The organism is Mesorhizobium oxytropidicola, from assembly GCF_056174625.1.
In genome coordinates, this window is the sequence record NZ_CM149692.1 from 806,830 (window position 1) to 822,006 (window position 15,177).

Below are 15,177 nucleotides of genomic sequence, written 5' to 3' on the forward strand. Positions count from 1 at the left end.
AGGGGCTCCACAGGCTTGGGTGGCGTTGCGGCGTCTCCGATCCTGCCGCAGCCAATTCCCGCTTGCCGGGCCATGAAGAAAACCCGCCGGATTGCTCCGGCGGGTTTTGACCTGGCGTCGAGCAGAATGGTTACTGCTGCTGGAGTTTCAGGATCCTGTTTGGTGTCGGATCCTGCTGCTGTTCGACCTGCGGTGCGCGCCGTGGCAGGACCTGCTGCAGCAGCAGGCCCGGATTGATCTCCAGCGACGGCTGCCCGCGTATCGGCCGGCAGTTGGGATAGCGCCCAATCGTGCCTTCCGGGCAGCGCCGCCTGAAGATCGGCTGGCACTGGCCATCGACCATCTGCGAGCCCGGTGCGCATTCCGTCTGTTGCCTGGGCTTGCGGCACGCGTCGTCGATGACCTCGGTCCCACGCGGACAGACGCACTCGCCGCGCTTGTTGTGGACCTGGCCGCGTATGTCGCACTGCTCCAGCTGCGGCTGCTTGCGCCGGCATGCGCCGTCGATCACCTCGGTCCCACGCGGGCAGACGCAATCGCCATTGGCATCGTGCACCTGGCCGCGGATGGTGCACTGGTCAGGCTTCGGCCGGACCGGTCGGCAGGCGCCATTGCGCACCTCGGTCCCTTGCGGACAGACACAATCGCCATCGGCATTGCGGATCTGGCCGGGGATGCGGCACTGCTGAGGCTTCGGCCGGATCGGTCGGCAGGCGCCGTTGCGCACCTCGGTCCCTTGCGGACAGACACAATCGCCATCGGCATTGCGGATCTGACCGGGGATGCGGCACTGCTCAGGCTTCGGCCGGACCGGACGGCAGGCGCCGTTGCGCACCTCGGTCCCTTGCGGGCAGACGCAGTCGCCATCGGCGTTGTGGATCTGGCCACGGATGGTGCACTGCTCGGGTCTGTCGGTCCTGACGCACTTCCCGTTCTCCAGTTGCGTACCGCGCGGGCAAATGCAGCGCCCGTCCTCGGTGCGGATCTGGCCTTCGAGCAGCACGCAGCGCTTCGGCGGCGGCGGTGGCGTCGGCAGGATGTTGGTGCCGCCGCCGGTGCACTGGCCGTTGCGGAAGGTGGTGCCTTCCGGGCAGACGCAGCGGCCGGCGTCGTTCATGACGAAGCCCGGCGAGCACTGGTTCTTCACCTCATGGGTGATGATGAAGGGGTGGCACGCATAGGCCTTTCCGCGATCGCCCTGCACGTTGGTCTGGTCGCCGCCCAGCACGTCGCCGCCGCCCTGCACCCGCGTGTCGGGAGACAGGACGCCAACGCAGTTCTGGCCATTGACGTTGCCCTGCAGGTTGGCCAGACGCCCGTCGTCGGGAATGACCACGGTAACGCGATGCGACTGGCTTTCGCCGGCGCCGAGCGTCAGGTTGGCGATGCAGGACAGCGGCAAGGTTGCCGGTTCGGGCGAACAGCCGAAGGGCGGGTCGATCGAGGTGATCGCAACGCCGTCCAGCCGGCCGAGCCCTTCCACGCCGATCGCATCACCGATGCGAACCGGGCCGGAGAAGGGGCTCGTCCCGTCATTGGTGATGGTGATGTCGAACGAGCAGGGCTGGCCGAGCTTGCATTCGCGGTCGCCGGTCTTTTCGACACGGATGGTCGAAGAGCCGCCGCCCTTGGCGCAGGCCTGGCCGATCGGGTAGACGATGTCGTCGCCTTGCGCCGGCCCATAGGAGCCGCGCGCGCAGTTCTCGAACTCGCCATTGGCCGACACCGTCACGTCGAAGTGGCGGCTGGTTCCGGGTGTCATGACGGCACCGGGAATCTGGCACGACAGCGTGTTGGCCGGAACCGGTCCGCACGCCCATTCCGCGCCGTCTGGTGTGACGGTCTGGATCTGGACGGGCGCGCCGCCCGATACCAGCGTGGCGGCATCGTTGACCCGCACCGGACCGGTGGGGGCTGCCGTGCCGGCGTTGGAGACGGTGATGCGGCAAGAGACGACCGCGGCACCGGCCAGCGAGCCGCTGCACACCTTGGTGATGCGCAAGCCAGGCTGGCCGCCATTGGGACGACGGATGCGTTCCTTGGCGCAGGCTTTGTTGTTGGTGAGGTCGACCTCACCGGGAATGGCCTTCACCGCGGCGCAGTTCTCGACCGTATCCGACTGGTAGCCGGCCGGCATGACCGCCTTGACGAAGATCGGTGTCGAGGCGCCCGCAGGCAGCGAGATGCCTGCATTGTCGCAGCGGAACTGGCCGGGGCCGTTCGGTCCGCATGTCCAGGGCGGGCTCGGGCCGAAGGTCGAGGAGGCCGGGGCGCCGCCAGGATAGTTGTCGATCACCGTCAACGGCCCGTTATAGGTCGATGTGCCGTTGTTGATGATGTCGATCACGAAGTAGCAGACGCCGTCGGCCGTGCAGATTTCGGTGCGGGCCCGCTTCTTCAGGATCAGGTCGACCTTCTTCTCGACCGGCGGCTGGCAGTCGCGGTCACGATCGCCACGGCGGCAGATCGGGATCGAGGCGCAGCCACGGTCGTTTTGCTGGCTGCCGAACAGCGGCTTGCCGCTGGCCGGATAATTGTAGGTGGCGCAGTTGCGCAACACCTTGCCTTGCCAGCCTCCCGCCGGCTTGAAGCCGAGCGTGAGGTCGACAAAAGCCCCCGGATTGAGCGTGGTCACCGGATAGGTGCACGTCATCGGGGTGGTGCCAGGCACGCAGACCCAGGGCGGATTGGGCCCCGAACTCAGCGTCGAACCGGCCGGCAGCGTCACCTCGTCGAGCACGATCTTGCCGTTGTAGGGCGCGGTGCCGACATTGGTGACCCTGATGGTGAAGTCGCAGCCGCCGGCCATGGTGCAGCGCGCGACATCGGCGCGTTTCTCGACCTTGAGGTCCGGCTCCTTGTCCTTGGGCGGGCAGCGCTGGTCACGCGGGATGACGATGTCGATGGTCTGCGTGCAGCACAGGCCCCAGCCTTCCTTCGGCCCGGCATAGGTCTCGATGCCGGTGACGATGAGGTGGATGACGTCGCCGGGCGATGCCCCGACGATCTTCCAGTTGAGCACACCGCCGCCCGGAGGCACCAGCTGAGTGTCTGGGATGATGGTGATGCCCGGCGTGGTGGTCGACACCTGCACCCACTTGCCGCCCATCTCCGGGCCGACCGGCATGTGGTAGATGAAGGCGCCGCCGCCGGGCACGCAATCGACCGTGCCGCGTTCCACCTTGAAGCATTCCTTGCCGGGAGGTGGTGGCGGCGGTTCGCACTTGGTGACATCGATCTTGATCGAGGTCTTCACGCCGGTCTTGTAGTCGCCGTCGTCGGGCTTGCTCGGATCCTGCGACGGGATGATGGTCCCGGTGCCGGCTTCGTTGCTCACCTTGATCAGGCCCTGATTGTCGACGATCGTCGGCGCGGGAAATGCCGCATGGTCGATCTTGGCCGTGATCTGGAAGTTGATGACGCGTTCATTGGCAGCCCCGGCGCCATCGAGATCGGCGGCGGAGAGCCGGAAATCGGACACCGTGGCGGTATCGTTGGGACCCGCCGAATTGCTGATCGTCGCGCCCGGCAGTGGCCCGCCGGAGGCATCCGTGCCGTCGCCGGACACATTGACGTTGACGATCGAAAGGCCGTGCGGAAGCTGGTCCTTGAACTCGATCTTGAGTTTCTTCAGCAAGGCCACCAGGCCCGGATCGGCAAAGCCCTGAGGATCACCGCGCAGGCCGAAGCTCAGGGAGTAGACGACATAGTCGCAGCCTCTCTGGGTGCCTCTTTTGGTGAAGAAGGGGACGACCCGTTCCGGCCGCGGATTGACGACGCGCGAATTGTCGAGGTCGAGCCTCAGTTCGGGGGTGATCGGAGCGGCGTCTTCCGCATGGCTTGCCAGAGGGGTGAACATGGCGACCGCGATACCGGCCGCCATCAGCCAGCGCGCGCCGCGCCTGGCGTATGACAGGGGTTTCATGATCGTCTCCATGACGGTTGCGTTGTTTTGCGCGAGCGGGGAGAGTGCGAGATTTTTCATCTTCCCCTCCTCAACGTTCGCAGCTGACGGCTGGGGTGCGGAGCGGCAAGGTCATCTTGCAGCAAGGGTAGTAGCCACCCTTGTCCTTGTCGGACTTCCTGTAGAAGCAAAGTCCAACATCCACTCTGTCGCCCGGATAATGGCCGGTGATGTTGATCGTGTATGGCGTGCCGGGCGCATGCGACATGGGTGAAGTCACCCGACGCCTGGCGTCCTGGACTGGGCCTTGATCGAATCGCCGCCGAAGCCGGCATGGTCATGGAGATAGAGATCGGCCTCGAGGCCCGAAGGCGTGCAGTAGTACTGGACGTCCTCGACATCGAGACAGGGAGGCAGATTGCCGGGCGGTGGGAAGTCCGGCGGGTAGAAGGGAGGCAGATAGCCGCCCGGAATTTCTTCATAGTAGCCGGCACGGCCCTCGCAGGGATGCCAGACGGCGACGTCGCCGACATGACCTTCCACCTCGGGATCTTCGAAATAGCCGTCGAAATCGACGAACCAGGAGCCGAAAGGCGGCACGTTGGCCGGTTTGACCAGGTCCTTGGGCGTGATCTGCACGCCATGCACGGCGAGCGGCCCGCCAGCGGCGAGCTGCTCGGCAAGCGTTGGATTGTCGCGCAGTTTGTCGCCGGTGTTGACCAGCGTCTGCGTGCACACCGAAGTGTCGAGATTGCCGTCGGCATCATAGCCATATTGCAGGTCGAGGCCGCCGGCCGACTGCCGGTTGCCTTGCGGGAAACCGACCGCATATTCCTGCGGCGCTTCCACCCAGACCGATTCCGTTGCCGGATCGTCCGGATTTTCTCTGAAATAGCGGATGATCTCGCCCTTGCCGGAATCGGCGAAGCGGCTGTAATCATAGCGGTTTTCGACCGGGCCGCGCTGGGCCAGGTACATGAAGCCCTGATTGTCGAAGGCAATGTCGGTGACGGCGTAGTCCTTGTCGGCCTTGACCGTCAATTCCCAGCGCGGGTCGCCGGCAAAGCTGCCGTCGCGGGCAATGCCCACCGACCAGATTTCCGACTTTTCGCCGACAGAATAATAGAGCCGGCCGCCATGGTAGGAGACCGCCCAGACGCGGCGATCGTCCTGGGTGTAGCCCCAGGTCTCGGGATCTTCCGTGTCGAAGGCGGCACCCTGTATGTCCATCACCGCGCCATCGTCGGCGACGGGAGCCAGGCCATGCGCCGGACGCCCGGCGACACCATGGTCGAACGTGTCGATCAGCCTGCCGGTGGCGTCGATGCGATGGATCAGGCCGGTGTCGAGGTCGGAGGCAAAGAACTGGCGGTGGTTCGGATCGAAGGTGAGATTGCCGATGCCGGGACCGCTGTTGGTGTCGATGTCGGCGAATTTGGCGACCTGGCCGGTGATGCCGTCGATCTTCCAGATGGTGCCCGGCCCGCCGCCATTTTCGCTGCCGAACTGGCCTTCCATGAAGGTGGCGCCTGCCGTACCGCGGCGTTGACGCTCCGGCCTGCCGTCACTGTCTGCGTCCGGCGTGACGATGCGGATGCCGTGCACCGAGGTGGCGGCGGCGTAAAGGTTGGGAATGCCCGATGGGACACCATCGCGCACGCCGTCATCATAGGCGACGCCGAAAACCTGGCCGATCTGGCCGGCCGTGACCTCGAAAGGCGGCGGCGTGAAGACGAGCTGGCCCGCAGCCGGGCCACCGAGATGCGAAACGTCGAAAACGCGCAAGGTGGCGCGCGTGGTGTCGATAAAGGTTTCATCGACCGGATCGACCCCGGGCGGCAGGCCTTCGTCGAAATTGGGGATGATGGTGCCGGAAAATCCGGTGACCGCCATCGAGCCGGGATAGATGATCTGGGTGTCCTGCGCCCTGGCGGCGCCGCCAAGCCAAAGGCTGGCGGTCAGGGCAAACACGAGAAGTCCGCCGGTTGCCTTGATCAGACGGTGCAAACGGCTGGTGAAAGAAGGCACGAACGGGCCGTGATCGCAAGACATAGAACTCCCCCCGAAGTCTATGGGCGGAACCTCCGGCTGAGCCGCGCGAACCAGGGCAAGGCGCGGCGGTCCGGCTCGTTCTTCCCTGATCGAATTGTCAGCTTTCCTCATTGTCACGATACGCCTGCTCTTACGCAGGGTCAACGGAATCAGCGGGAAGCCCAGCGCATCGACCCCGTCCCGAAGGCGGTGGTCGCGCCGAGCTCCTGTTGTTCCCGGAGACCGCAGAGCCTCTGGGTTGCTGGTCATGGGGGCTTCCTTTCCGGGCCGCACCATGCGGCACCTGGACCTCAGTCGCGGGCGGCGGTGGAAAGGTTCATGGAAGCCTTGCGCAGAATGCTTGCGCCCGATGCCGCCTGTTCTTATATACGCGCCAAGCCGTGCGGCGCCGGAACCCCGGTTGCCGAACGGGATTTCTTATGAACAGGGGCTTTCGTCGGAACGCCTTCATGGGTCCTGAAAGCCTGCTTAGCGGAGAGACTAGAAAAATGGCAAAAGTAATCGGTATCGATCTCGGCACCACCAATTCCTGCATCGCCATCATGGATGGCAAGGAGCCCAAGGTGATCGAGAATGCGGAAGGCGCGCGCACAACGCCCTCCATCGTCGCCATCTCGGGCGACGGCGAACGTCTCGTCGGCCAGCCGGCCAAGCGCCAGGCGGTCACCAATCCTGAAAACACCATCTTCGCGGTCAAGCGCCTGATCGGCCGCCGCTATGACGATCCGGTGACGGAAAAGGACAAGAAGCTTGTCCCCTACAAGATCGTCAAGGGCGACAATGGCGATGCCTGGGTCGAGGCCGGCGGCAAGAAGCAGTCGCCCAGCCAGATCTCGGCCATGATCCTGCAGAAGATGAAGGAAACGGCGGAAGCCTATCTTGGCGAGAAGGTCGAGAAGGCGGTCATCACCGTTCCGGCCTATTTCAACGACGCCCAGCGCCAGGCCACCAAGGATGCCGGCAAGATCGCCGGCCTCGAAGTGCTGCGCATCATCAACGAGCCGACGGCTGCCGCGCTTGCCTACGGCCTCGACAAGAAGGATGGCAAGACCATTGCCGTCTATGACCTTGGCGGCGGCACGTTCGACATTTCGGTGCTCGAAATCGGCGACGGCGTGTTCGAGGTGAAGTCAACCAATGGCGACACCTTCCTCGGCGGCGAGGATTTCGACATGCGCCTGGTCGAATATCTGGCGGCCGAGTTCAAAAAGGAACAGGGCATCGACCTGAAGAACGATAAGCTCGCCCTGCAGCGCCTCAAGGAGGCGGCTGAAAAGGCCAAGATCGAGCTGTCGTCGACGACGCAGACCGAAATCAACCTGCCCTTCATCACCGCCGACGCGACCGGCCCGAAGCATCTGACGCTGAAGCTGACGCGCGCCAAGTTCGAAAGCCTGGTCGAAGACCTCGTCCAGCGCACCATCGACCCGTGCAAGGCGGCGCTCAAGGATGCCGGCCTGAAGGCTGGCGAGATCGACGAAGTTGTCCTGGTCGGCGGCATGACCCGCATGCCCAAGATCCAGGAGATCGTGAAGCAGTTCTTCGGCAAGGAGCCGCACAAGGGCGTCAACCCGGATGAGGTCGTTGCTCTCGGCGCCGCCATCCAGGCCGGCGTGCTGCAGGGCGATGTCAAGGACGTGCTGTTGCTCGACGTGACGCCGCTGTCGCTCGGCATCGAGACGCTGGGTGGCGTGTTTACCCGGCTGATCCAGCGCAACACGACGATCCCGACCAAGAAGAGCCAGGTGTTCTCGACCGCTGAAGACAGCCAGTCGGCCGTGACCATCCGGGTCTTCCAGGGCGAGCGTGAAATGGCCGCCGACAACAAGGCGCTCGGCCAGTTCGACCTGGTCGGCATTCCGCCGGCGCCGCGCGGCGTGCCGCAGATCGAGGTCACTTTCGACATCGACGCCAACGGCATCGTCAACGTTTCGGCCAAGGACAAGGGCACCGGCAAGGAGCACCAGATCCGCATCCAGGCCTCGGGTGGTCTTTCGGACGCCGACATCGAGAAGATGGTGAAGGACGCCGAAGCCAATGCCGAGAGCGACAAGAAGCGTCGTGCCGTGGTCGAGGCCCGCAACCAGGCCGAGGCTCTGGTGCATTCGTCCGAGAAGTCGCTGAAGGAATATGGCGACAAGGTCTCGGAAGCCGAACGCACGGCGATTTCCGATGCGATCGCGGCGCTGAAGACCGCGGCCGAAGGCGACGATCCGGCCGACATCGAGGCCAAGAGCCAGGTGCTCGCCGAAGCTTCGATGAAGCTCGGGCAGGCCATGTACGAGGCCTCGCAGAAGGAAGCGGCGGAAGCCGACGCCAAGGCGGATGCCGCCAAGGACTCCGACGTGGTCGATGCCGATTTCGAGGAAATCGACGAGGACGACGACAAGAAGAAGTCGGCCTGAGCCGCCTGACGGCAAAATAAAGCGGAAAGCCCGGCGTAAAGCCGGGCTTTTTTGCAACCCTTGCTGAAAAAATGCGGGCCTTTCCGAAAAAATGACAGAAAAACCCGGACCGGCGCTTACCAGCACTGGCATCCGGGCGGCACCGATCCTAAATCGAGGCGACGTGCCGGCAAACGACGCGACAATGCATCAAGACGTTGAGCATCCGGACAGCGGGAAAAAATGAAAGCTGATTTCTACGAAACGCTGGGCGTGCAAAAGGGCGCCGACGAGAAGGAGCTCAAGAGCGCTTTCCGCAAGCTAGCCATGCAGTTCCATCCTGACCGCAATCCCGGCGATCATTCCTGCGAGCACAAGTTCAAGGAAATCAACGAAGCCTACGAGACGCTGAAGGACCCGCAGAAGCGTGCGGCCTATGACCGCTTCGGCCACGCCGCCTTCGAACATGGCGGCATGAATGGCGGCGCGCAAGGCTTTGGCGCCGGCGGTTTCGCCGATATCTTCGAGGATATTTTCGGCGACATGATGGGCGGGCGGCAGCGCCGTTCGTCCGGCGGCCGCGAGCGCGGCGCCGACCTGCGCTACAATATGGAAATCTCGCTGGAAGAGGCGTTTGCCGGCAAGACCGCGCAAATCCGCGTTCCGGCCTCGATCTCGTGCACGGAATGCTCAGGCAGCGGCGCCAAGCCCGGCACCCAGCCGGTGACCTGCTCGATGTGCCATGGCCATGGCAAGGTGCGGGCGACGCAAGGCTTCTTCTCGATCGAGCGCACCTGCCCGCAGTGCCAGGGCCGCGGCCAGACCATCAAGGATCCGTGCCCGAAATGCACCGGCCAGGGCCGTGTCACCGAGGAACGCTCGCTGTCGGTCAACATTCCGGCCGGCATCGAGGACGGCACCCGCATCCGGCTTGCCAATGAGGGCGAGGCCGGCCTGCGCGGCGGGCCTTCGGGCGACCTCTATATTTTCCTGGCGGTGAAGCCGCACGAATTCTTCCAGCGCGATGGTGCCGATCTCTATTGCAAGGTGCCGATCTCGATGACGACGGCGGCCCTCGGCGGCTCCTTCGAGGTGACGACGCTGGACGGCAGCCAGACCAAGGTGAAAGTGCCCGAAGGCACGCAGAACGGACGCCAGTTCCGGCTCAAGGGCAAGGGCATGCCGGTGCTGCGCCAGCCCAATGTCGGCGACCTCTACATCCAGACCGCTGTCGAGACGCCGCAGAACCTGTCGCGCCGCCAGCGCGAGTTGCTGGAGGAGTTCGAACAGCTCTCCTCGCAGGACAATTCGCCCCAATCGAGCGGATTTTTCGCCCGCATGAAGGATTTCTTCGAATCCTTCGGCGAGCGTTGATCGTGCAAGAACGGCGCGGGAATCGATGAAACGCGCCGCATTTTGAGACGCGACGAAATCTATCTTATCCACGACATGCGTCTCGCTGCGCCTTGCCTTGCGTCACGCAGGTGTTAAGTAACTTGCGGGGAGCGTTGAGGAGAGCTTGCATGACACGTCCCGGACTGCGGAAGGCGCTTGCCGAAAAGTTCGACGACGAGCTCAAATTCTTCAAGGGCTGGATCGACAAGCCGAAGACGGTGGGTTCGATCGTTCCGACGAGTTCGATCACCGCGCGCAAGATGGCCTCGATCGTCAATCCCAAGTCCGGCCTGCCGGTGCTCGAGGTTGGTCCTGGCACCGGCGTCATCACCCGCGCCATCCTCGCCCAGGGCGTGCGGCCCGAAAACCTCTATGCGGTCGAATACAACACGGATTTCGTGCGCCATCTGCGCCAGCTCTATCCCGGCGTCAACGTCATCGAGGGCGATGCCTTCAACCTCAACGCCACGCTTGGCGAGAGGAGCGGGATGATCTTCGATTCCGTCGTGTCCGGCGTGCCGCTGCTCAACTTCCCGGTCGCCCAGCGCATCGCCTATATTGAGAGCCTGCTCGACCGTATCCCGGCGGGCCGGCCGATCGTGCAGCTGACCTATGGCCCGATGTCGCCGATCCCGGCCGGCCGCGGCGACTATACGGTGAAACATTTCGATTTCATCTTCCGCAACATCCCGCCGACGCAGCTTTGGATTTATCGCCGCGAAGCGCATTAGGGTGTGCCGATATTCAGGTGAGGCCGGTCTGCAAATGGCTGATACCTGCGCTTCCGGTGCTCACCTACGAAAAGTACGCTCCGCTCCGGTTCTCGGAAGCCACCATTTTCGACTCGGCCTGACCTGAATCTCAGCACACCCTTCACGCGTTTGCGCCAAATCGGTTTCGATTTTCGGCTACGGCGCGTTGATTTGATCGAACCTTGGCTGTACCTGTCCGGGAACAAGGGTGGCCAATGGCAGTGATCCCGAAAATCCTCGTCTTCGCCGGTTCGGTGCGCAGCGGCGCCTATAGCGGCAGGACCGCCGACGTGGCGCAGAAGGAACTTGCGGTGCAAGGCGCCGAGGTGACCCGCATTTCGCTCGCCGACTATCCCTTGCCGATCCTCGACGAGGATCTCGAGAAGGAAAAAGGCGTTCCCGAAAACGCCGTCAAACTCGGCCGTCTGATTTCAGTCCATGACGGCCTGCTGATCGCCACGCCGGAATATAACGGCTCGATCCCGCCGCTGCTCAAGAACACGATCGACTGGGTGAGCCGGGTGCGCCGGGATGGCGGCCGGACGGTCAGGCCGCTTGCCGGCAAGGTCGTCGGCCTATGCTCATCCTCCAACGGCCACTTCGCCGGCATACGCTGCATCAACCATCTGCGCGCCGTGCTGATACGCTGCCAGATGGAGGTGGTGACGCCGGAATGCTCGGTGCCGGACGGCGGCGACGCCTTCGACGCAGGCGGCAATTTCCGTGACGAAAGACTGTACAAATCGATGGAGCACCTATGCCGCACGCTGATCGAAACCTCGCGCATGCTGTCGACCCGGATCGAGGCGTGATCGCCGCAACCATGCAGACCCAATCCATGCAGGCCAAATCCATGCAGGAGAGACTGATCGTCGGCCTCGACCTGCCGACCGTGCGGGAAGCCGAGCAGGCGGTGCGCGAACTTGACGGTGTCGTCTCCTTCTACAAGATCGGCTATCAGCTAGCCTTTGCCGGCGGGCTCGACTTCGCCAGGGAACTGGCCAGCGGCGGCACCAAGATCTTCCTCGACATGAAGCTGCTCGACATCGACCACACGGTGGCCAAGGGCGTCGAGAACATCGTCAAGATGGGCATGACCATGCTGACCATCCACGCCTACCCAAAGGCGATGCGGGCGGCGGTGGAGGCGGCCAGGGGCAGCGAGCTTTGCCTGCTTGCGGTCAGCGTGCTGACCTCTATGGACGAGCAGGACATGATCGATGTCGGCTATGAATATGACCCGCACACGCTGGTGCTGCGGCGCTCGGAACAGGCGCTGCATGCCGGCATGGGCGGCATCGTCTGCTCGGCCGCGGAGGCCGAAGCGGTGCGCCGCATCGTCGGCCCCGACATGGCAGTGGTGACGCCCGGCATCCGGCCGGCGGGCAGCGACCATGGCGACCAGAAGCGTGTGGTGACGCCGGCGCAGGCGATCCGCAACGGCGCCAGCCATCTTGTGGTGGCCCGGCCGATCGTCGCGGCCAGCGACCGCCGCGCGGCAGCGCAAGCGATCCTCGACGAAATGCGCTCTGCATAAAATAGGGAGAAGAACAATGCCCAAGGGATACTGGATCGCCCGCGTCGATGTGCGCGATGCCGAAGGCTACAAGGAGTATGTCGCCGCCGCCAAGCTCGCCTTCGATCGTTTCGATGTGAAATTCCTGGCACGCGGCGGCGAGCACGAGTTTGCCGAAGGGCAAGGCCGGGCCCGCAACGTCATCATCGAGTTCCCGTCGCTCACTGCTGCGCATGACTGCTACCACTCGCCGGAATATCAGCGTGCGGTCGCCATTCGCCAGAAGGTCGCCGACGGCGAGATCGTGCTGGTTGAAGGGACCTGAGGCGGGGCAACCGGGGCCGGCACTTCAGACGAAGTCCTGCAGGTTCACGTCTCGCAGCTTGGCTCCGCCAAGCAGGGCGCCGACCAGCTGGTGCTTGAGGGCAAGGCACTGCGAGCGGGCAAGTTTCACGATGCCGGGGACGTCGCTCCTTTCGCAGGCCTGCAGCAACTGCTTCTGCTGTTCGATGATCAGCGGCATGAAATCGCGCGACTTGAAGCCGAGATGGAGCGCCCGCTCCGACTGATCGAGGATCTGGCTGAGAAGCTGTGCAAGCCGCAAATTGCCGGAAAGCTCGGCAATCGCCAGGCGAAAGGCACGGTCGGCCGCCAGGAACGCGACAGGGCTGCGCAGCGTCTCGGGCTTCAGCACCTTTCTGGCCGCCAGCCTGATCTCCTCCAGCCCGCGCTCGGTGATGCCAGTGGTGGCAACCCGGAACACTTCGGGCTCGATCAGGCTGCGCACATCGAAGATCTCGTTGACGTCGCGCAAAGTCAGCGTCGTGATGACATAGCCACGGCGCGGCTCGCTCCTGACCAGACCTTCCTGCATGAGGCGGGCAAGTGCTGAACGGATCGTCGCCTTCTTGATGCCGTAGCGCGCCTCGATCTGCTTTTCGGTCAAGGCTTCGCCGGGTGACAGGACGCACGCGACGATATCGCTCTTCAGCTGCTCGTAGGCCTGTTCGCTGCGCAGCAGATCCGCCGTCGACAGCGCCGGTGCCCCACCTGGGGACGCGGGTGATTTCGGTGGCGTGGCTTTGGTCGGCTTCATGCGTCTCTCGCTTTGCATCGGCCTTGACATTGGCCATCTTAGCTATTCTAACTGAGCATCTCAGTCAGGAGCTGTGGCATGCCTCTATCCGCCGACTCCCCTCTCTACCCTGCGATCAAGGATATCGTCAACGCGGCGGCAGGCGCCCGTCCCTTCGATGCGGTCAAGGCCGTCTTGCGCGACTACACCAACCGCTTCCATGCGCTCGGCGGACTTGTCCACGAGGAGGATGAGGACGAGCTTTTGCTGCATGCCAGCCCGCAGTTGACGATCTACCACATCACGCTTTCGCCCGGCGTCCAGTATCCGCCGCACAACCATCTGATGGACGCTCTGATCGGCATCTACTGGGGCGGCGAGACCAATTTCATCTACCCGCTCGCCGGCGAAAAGGTCGACGCGCCAGAGCGGCAGGATTTTTCGGCGCCCGCGCTGGTGCACATGTCTTCCAACACCATTCACTCGGTCGCCAACACCGGTAGTGCCCGCTCCGGCGCCCTGCATGTCTATCTCGGCGATCTGCCAGGCACCGACCGCCAGCTATGGAGCCTGGCCGACAGCCGGCCGGAGCCGTTCGACAACGCCAGGTACATGGCCGGGGCGCGACCCATCCCGCAATCGCAGGGATAGGCCGGTATCGGCTAATGCAGTGTCGAGGGCTCGTCGCCGGCGAGCGCTTCGGCCTGATGGTGATGGCCGAGCGTTTCGTACCCGACCACGCTGACGGCTGGCGCCAGCATCAGGATGACGAGGCAGAGTGCCATGTCGACGCCGGCAGACGCGGCGATAATGGCGAGCGCCACGACCGCCGCCGTCGCGGCCAGCAGCCAAATGTGGAACAGGTCGTTCATCGCGCAGCCTTCGCTGGGGTCGTCAGCCGACACTAGAGACAGGACAGTCAGCGTCAAGGCGGGCAGCCAGAACCGCGTCCGACCAACCAGAGGTTTGCGATATACCGGCTAGCCGCGATGGCGCTGGCTGGTCAGCCGGCTGGCGGCGGTTTCGGCCATGGCGTCGGCAAGCTCCAGGCCCCATTGCGACCGGCAATAGGCGCGGAAATCGAAGCAAGGAAGGCCGGGGCAGACTTCGAACTCGATCAGGTGGACCGTGTCGTCGGCCTCGACCCGCAGGTCGACGGAGAACACGTCACGCAGGCCAAGCCCGCTGATCAGTCGCTCGGTGATCGCCCTGATCCTGGCGTCGGCTCCTGGCTGGACGTCGGCGACGGCAACGAGATCCGGCTCGGCATAAAGTCCTGCCGCCTTGGCCGCCTCGCCGGTTTCGCCGTAAAGCGCCATGCTGTCCGCCATGGTCTGGAAATCGGCGCCTGAATCGACAAAGGCGATGCCGAGCGCTTCGACGCCGGTTTGCGGCGTCAGCCCGAGGAAGCTGGCGCGGACATTGCGGCCGGCGACATAGGGCTGCACGACGACATCGTCGCGATAGGCGGCAAAGACACGCCGGCTAAGTTCCAGCGCATGGTCGAGATTGCTGCTGCGCGAATCCGGCCAGATGCCGATCTTGGCGCCGAGCCGGTTGGGCTTGACGAACCAGCCGGCGGCGGAAGCCGGCGGCTCAACCAGCCATTTGCCGTCCCGGGCAAGGCCAGCCTGCGGCGCCGGCAGCCCGAGCGCACCAAGGACGGCGCCGGAGCGGAACTTGTCCTGGCAGAGCGCGAACAGCGCATCATCGGCGCCGATCGTCCGCAATCCCTTGAGCCTGGCCAGCGCGGGCGCGGCGCCACCGCGGAAATAGGCGACGCCGTCGGACAGCGTCCAGACCAGCGTGCCTTCCGCATCCGCATCCTCCAGCGCCCCGGCGGCATCGTCGAGCGCCACCGGCGCGAAGGCGAGACCGCGCGCCTCGCAGGCGGCGGCAAGTGCCGCGAAGTCGGGGGCGATATCCGTAGACTGCGCCAGATAGGACGAGATTTCGGTGGCGCGCTGCGGTGGGTAGCCGTCGGCGATCAAACGATCGAAACAGGCCTTTTCCGGCTCGTAGACAAGGATCAGCGTTGGCTTGTGGCTCGACATAAGATGAACGATTCCCGGCGATGCGATCGCCTACCATCGCACGGC

11 protein-coding genes and 1 pseudogene are annotated in these 15,177 nt (G+C 64.2%); 7 read left to right on the forward strand and 5 right to left on the reverse strand.

The window, feature by feature from the left end:
• Window positions 1–130: 130 nt before the first annotated feature.
• Window positions 131–3,985: a DUF7929 domain-containing protein gene (locus tag AC0V8S_RS03885; protein ID WP_475436878.1), complete on the reverse strand. Its 3,855-nt coding sequence runs from the start codon at window positions 3,983–3,985 to the stop codon at window positions 131–133.
• A 10-nt stretch (window positions 3,986–3,995) separates the two neighbouring features.
• Window positions 3,996–6,232 (reverse strand): annotated as a pseudogene (locus AC0V8S_RS03890) (NHL repeat-containing protein).
• Between the two features lie 212 nt (window positions 6,233–6,444).
• Between AC0V8S_RS03890 and dnaK the strand changes: the two are divergent.
• The 6 genes from dnaK to AC0V8S_RS03920 all read left to right on the forward strand — a co-directional run bounded on the left by dnaK (window position 6,445) and on the right by AC0V8S_RS03920 (window position 12,328).
• On the forward strand, window positions 6,445–8,361 hold the full coding sequence (gene dnaK, locus AC0V8S_RS03895) for a molecular chaperone DnaK (RefSeq protein ID WP_475436879.1): 1,917 nt from the start codon (window positions 6,445–6,447) through the stop codon (window positions 8,359–8,361).
• A 222-nt stretch (window positions 8,362–8,583) separates the two neighbouring features.
• Window positions 8,584–9,714: a molecular chaperone DnaJ gene (dnaJ, locus tag AC0V8S_RS03900; RefSeq protein ID WP_475436880.1), complete on the forward strand. Its 1,131-nt coding sequence runs from the start codon at window positions 8,584–8,586 to the stop codon at window positions 9,712–9,714.
• A 149-nt stretch (window positions 9,715–9,863) separates the two neighbouring features.
• Window positions 9,864–10,466 carry a phospholipid N-methyltransferase PmtA gene (pmtA, locus tag AC0V8S_RS03905; RefSeq protein ID WP_183464562.1) on the forward strand — a complete coding sequence of 201 codons (603 nt, stop codon included), beginning with the start codon at window positions 9,864–9,866 and terminating at the stop codon, window positions 10,464–10,466.
• A 236-nt stretch (window positions 10,467–10,702) separates the two neighbouring features.
• A complete protein-coding gene (locus AC0V8S_RS03910) occupies window positions 10,703–11,299 on the forward strand; it encodes an NADPH-dependent FMN reductase (RefSeq protein ID WP_183464561.1) in 597 nt (198 codons plus the stop codon).
• An 11-nt stretch (window positions 11,300–11,310) separates the two neighbouring features.
• Window positions 11,311–12,024 carry an orotidine-5'-phosphate decarboxylase gene (pyrF, locus tag AC0V8S_RS03915; protein ID WP_475438569.1) on the forward strand — a complete coding sequence of 238 codons (714 nt, stop codon included), beginning with the start codon at window positions 11,311–11,313 and terminating at the stop codon, window positions 12,022–12,024.
• Between the two features lie 16 nt (window positions 12,025–12,040).
• The gene (locus AC0V8S_RS03920; protein ID WP_095202930.1) at window positions 12,041–12,328 is read left to right on the forward strand and encodes a DUF1330 domain-containing protein; all 288 of its coding nucleotides are present in this window, start codon (window positions 12,041–12,043) and stop codon (window positions 12,326–12,328) included.
• 24 nt (window positions 12,329–12,352) lie between these two features.
• Here AC0V8S_RS03920 and AC0V8S_RS03925 read toward each other — a convergent pair whose 3' ends face one another.
• Window positions 12,353–13,099, reverse strand: a complete 747-nt coding sequence (locus AC0V8S_RS03925; protein WP_475436881.1) for a GntR family transcriptional regulator — start codon at window positions 13,097–13,099, stop codon at window positions 12,353–12,355.
• Window positions 13,100–13,177: 78 nt separating this feature from the next.
• On the opposite strand from AC0V8S_RS03925, the gene AC0V8S_RS03930 reads away from it, so the two are divergent.
• Entirely contained in the window at window positions 13,178–13,729 is a 552-nt protein-coding gene (locus AC0V8S_RS03930) for an autotransporter (protein WP_475436882.1), read from the forward strand.
• Between the two features lie 11 nt (window positions 13,730–13,740).
• Here the strand turns inward: AC0V8S_RS03930 and AC0V8S_RS03935 are convergent, their stop codons facing one another.
• Window positions 13,741–14,007 carry a hypothetical protein gene (locus AC0V8S_RS03935; protein ID WP_475436883.1) on the reverse strand — a complete coding sequence of 89 codons (267 nt, stop codon included), beginning with the start codon at window positions 14,005–14,007 and terminating at the stop codon, window positions 13,741–13,743.
• Window positions 14,008–14,058: 51 nt separating this feature from the next.
• Window positions 14,059–15,132 carry a D-alanine--D-alanine ligase family protein gene (locus AC0V8S_RS03940; protein WP_475436884.1) on the reverse strand — a complete coding sequence of 358 codons (1,074 nt, stop codon included), beginning with the start codon at window positions 15,130–15,132 and terminating at the stop codon, window positions 14,059–14,061.
• Window positions 15,133–15,177: the final 45 nt, after the last annotated feature.

Coding starts and splice junctions, on each gene's coding strand:
- AC0V8S_RS03885 (WP_475436878.1), bottom strand. CDS start 3,985: ATGAAAAATCTCGCACTCTCCCCGCTCGCGCAAAACAACGCAACCGTC.
- dnaK (WP_475436879.1), top strand. CDS start 6,445: ATGGCAAAAGTAATCGGTATCGATCTCGGCACCACCAATTCCTGCATC.
- dnaJ (WP_475436880.1), top strand. CDS start 8,584: ATGAAAGCTGATTTCTACGAAACGCTGGGCGTGCAAAAGGGCGCCGAC.
- pmtA (WP_183464562.1), top strand. CDS start 9,864: ATGACACGTCCCGGACTGCGGAAGGCGCTTGCCGAAAAGTTCGACGAC.
- AC0V8S_RS03910 (WP_183464561.1), top strand. CDS start 10,703: ATGGCAGTGATCCCGAAAATCCTCGTCTTCGCCGGTTCGGTGCGCAGC.
- pyrF (WP_475438569.1), top strand. CDS start 11,311: ATGCAGACCCAATCCATGCAGGCCAAATCCATGCAGGAGAGACTGATC.
- AC0V8S_RS03920 (WP_095202930.1), top strand. CDS start 12,041: ATGCCCAAGGGATACTGGATCGCCCGCGTCGATGTGCGCGATGCCGAA.
- AC0V8S_RS03925 (WP_475436881.1), bottom strand. CDS start 13,099: ATGAAGCCGACCAAAGCCACGCCACCGAAATCACCCGCGTCCCCAGGT.
- AC0V8S_RS03930 (WP_475436882.1), top strand. CDS start 13,178: ATGCCTCTATCCGCCGACTCCCCTCTCTACCCTGCGATCAAGGATATC.
- AC0V8S_RS03940 (WP_475436884.1), bottom strand. CDS start 15,132: ATGTCGAGCCACAAGCCAACGCTGATCCTTGTCTACGAGCCGGAAAAG.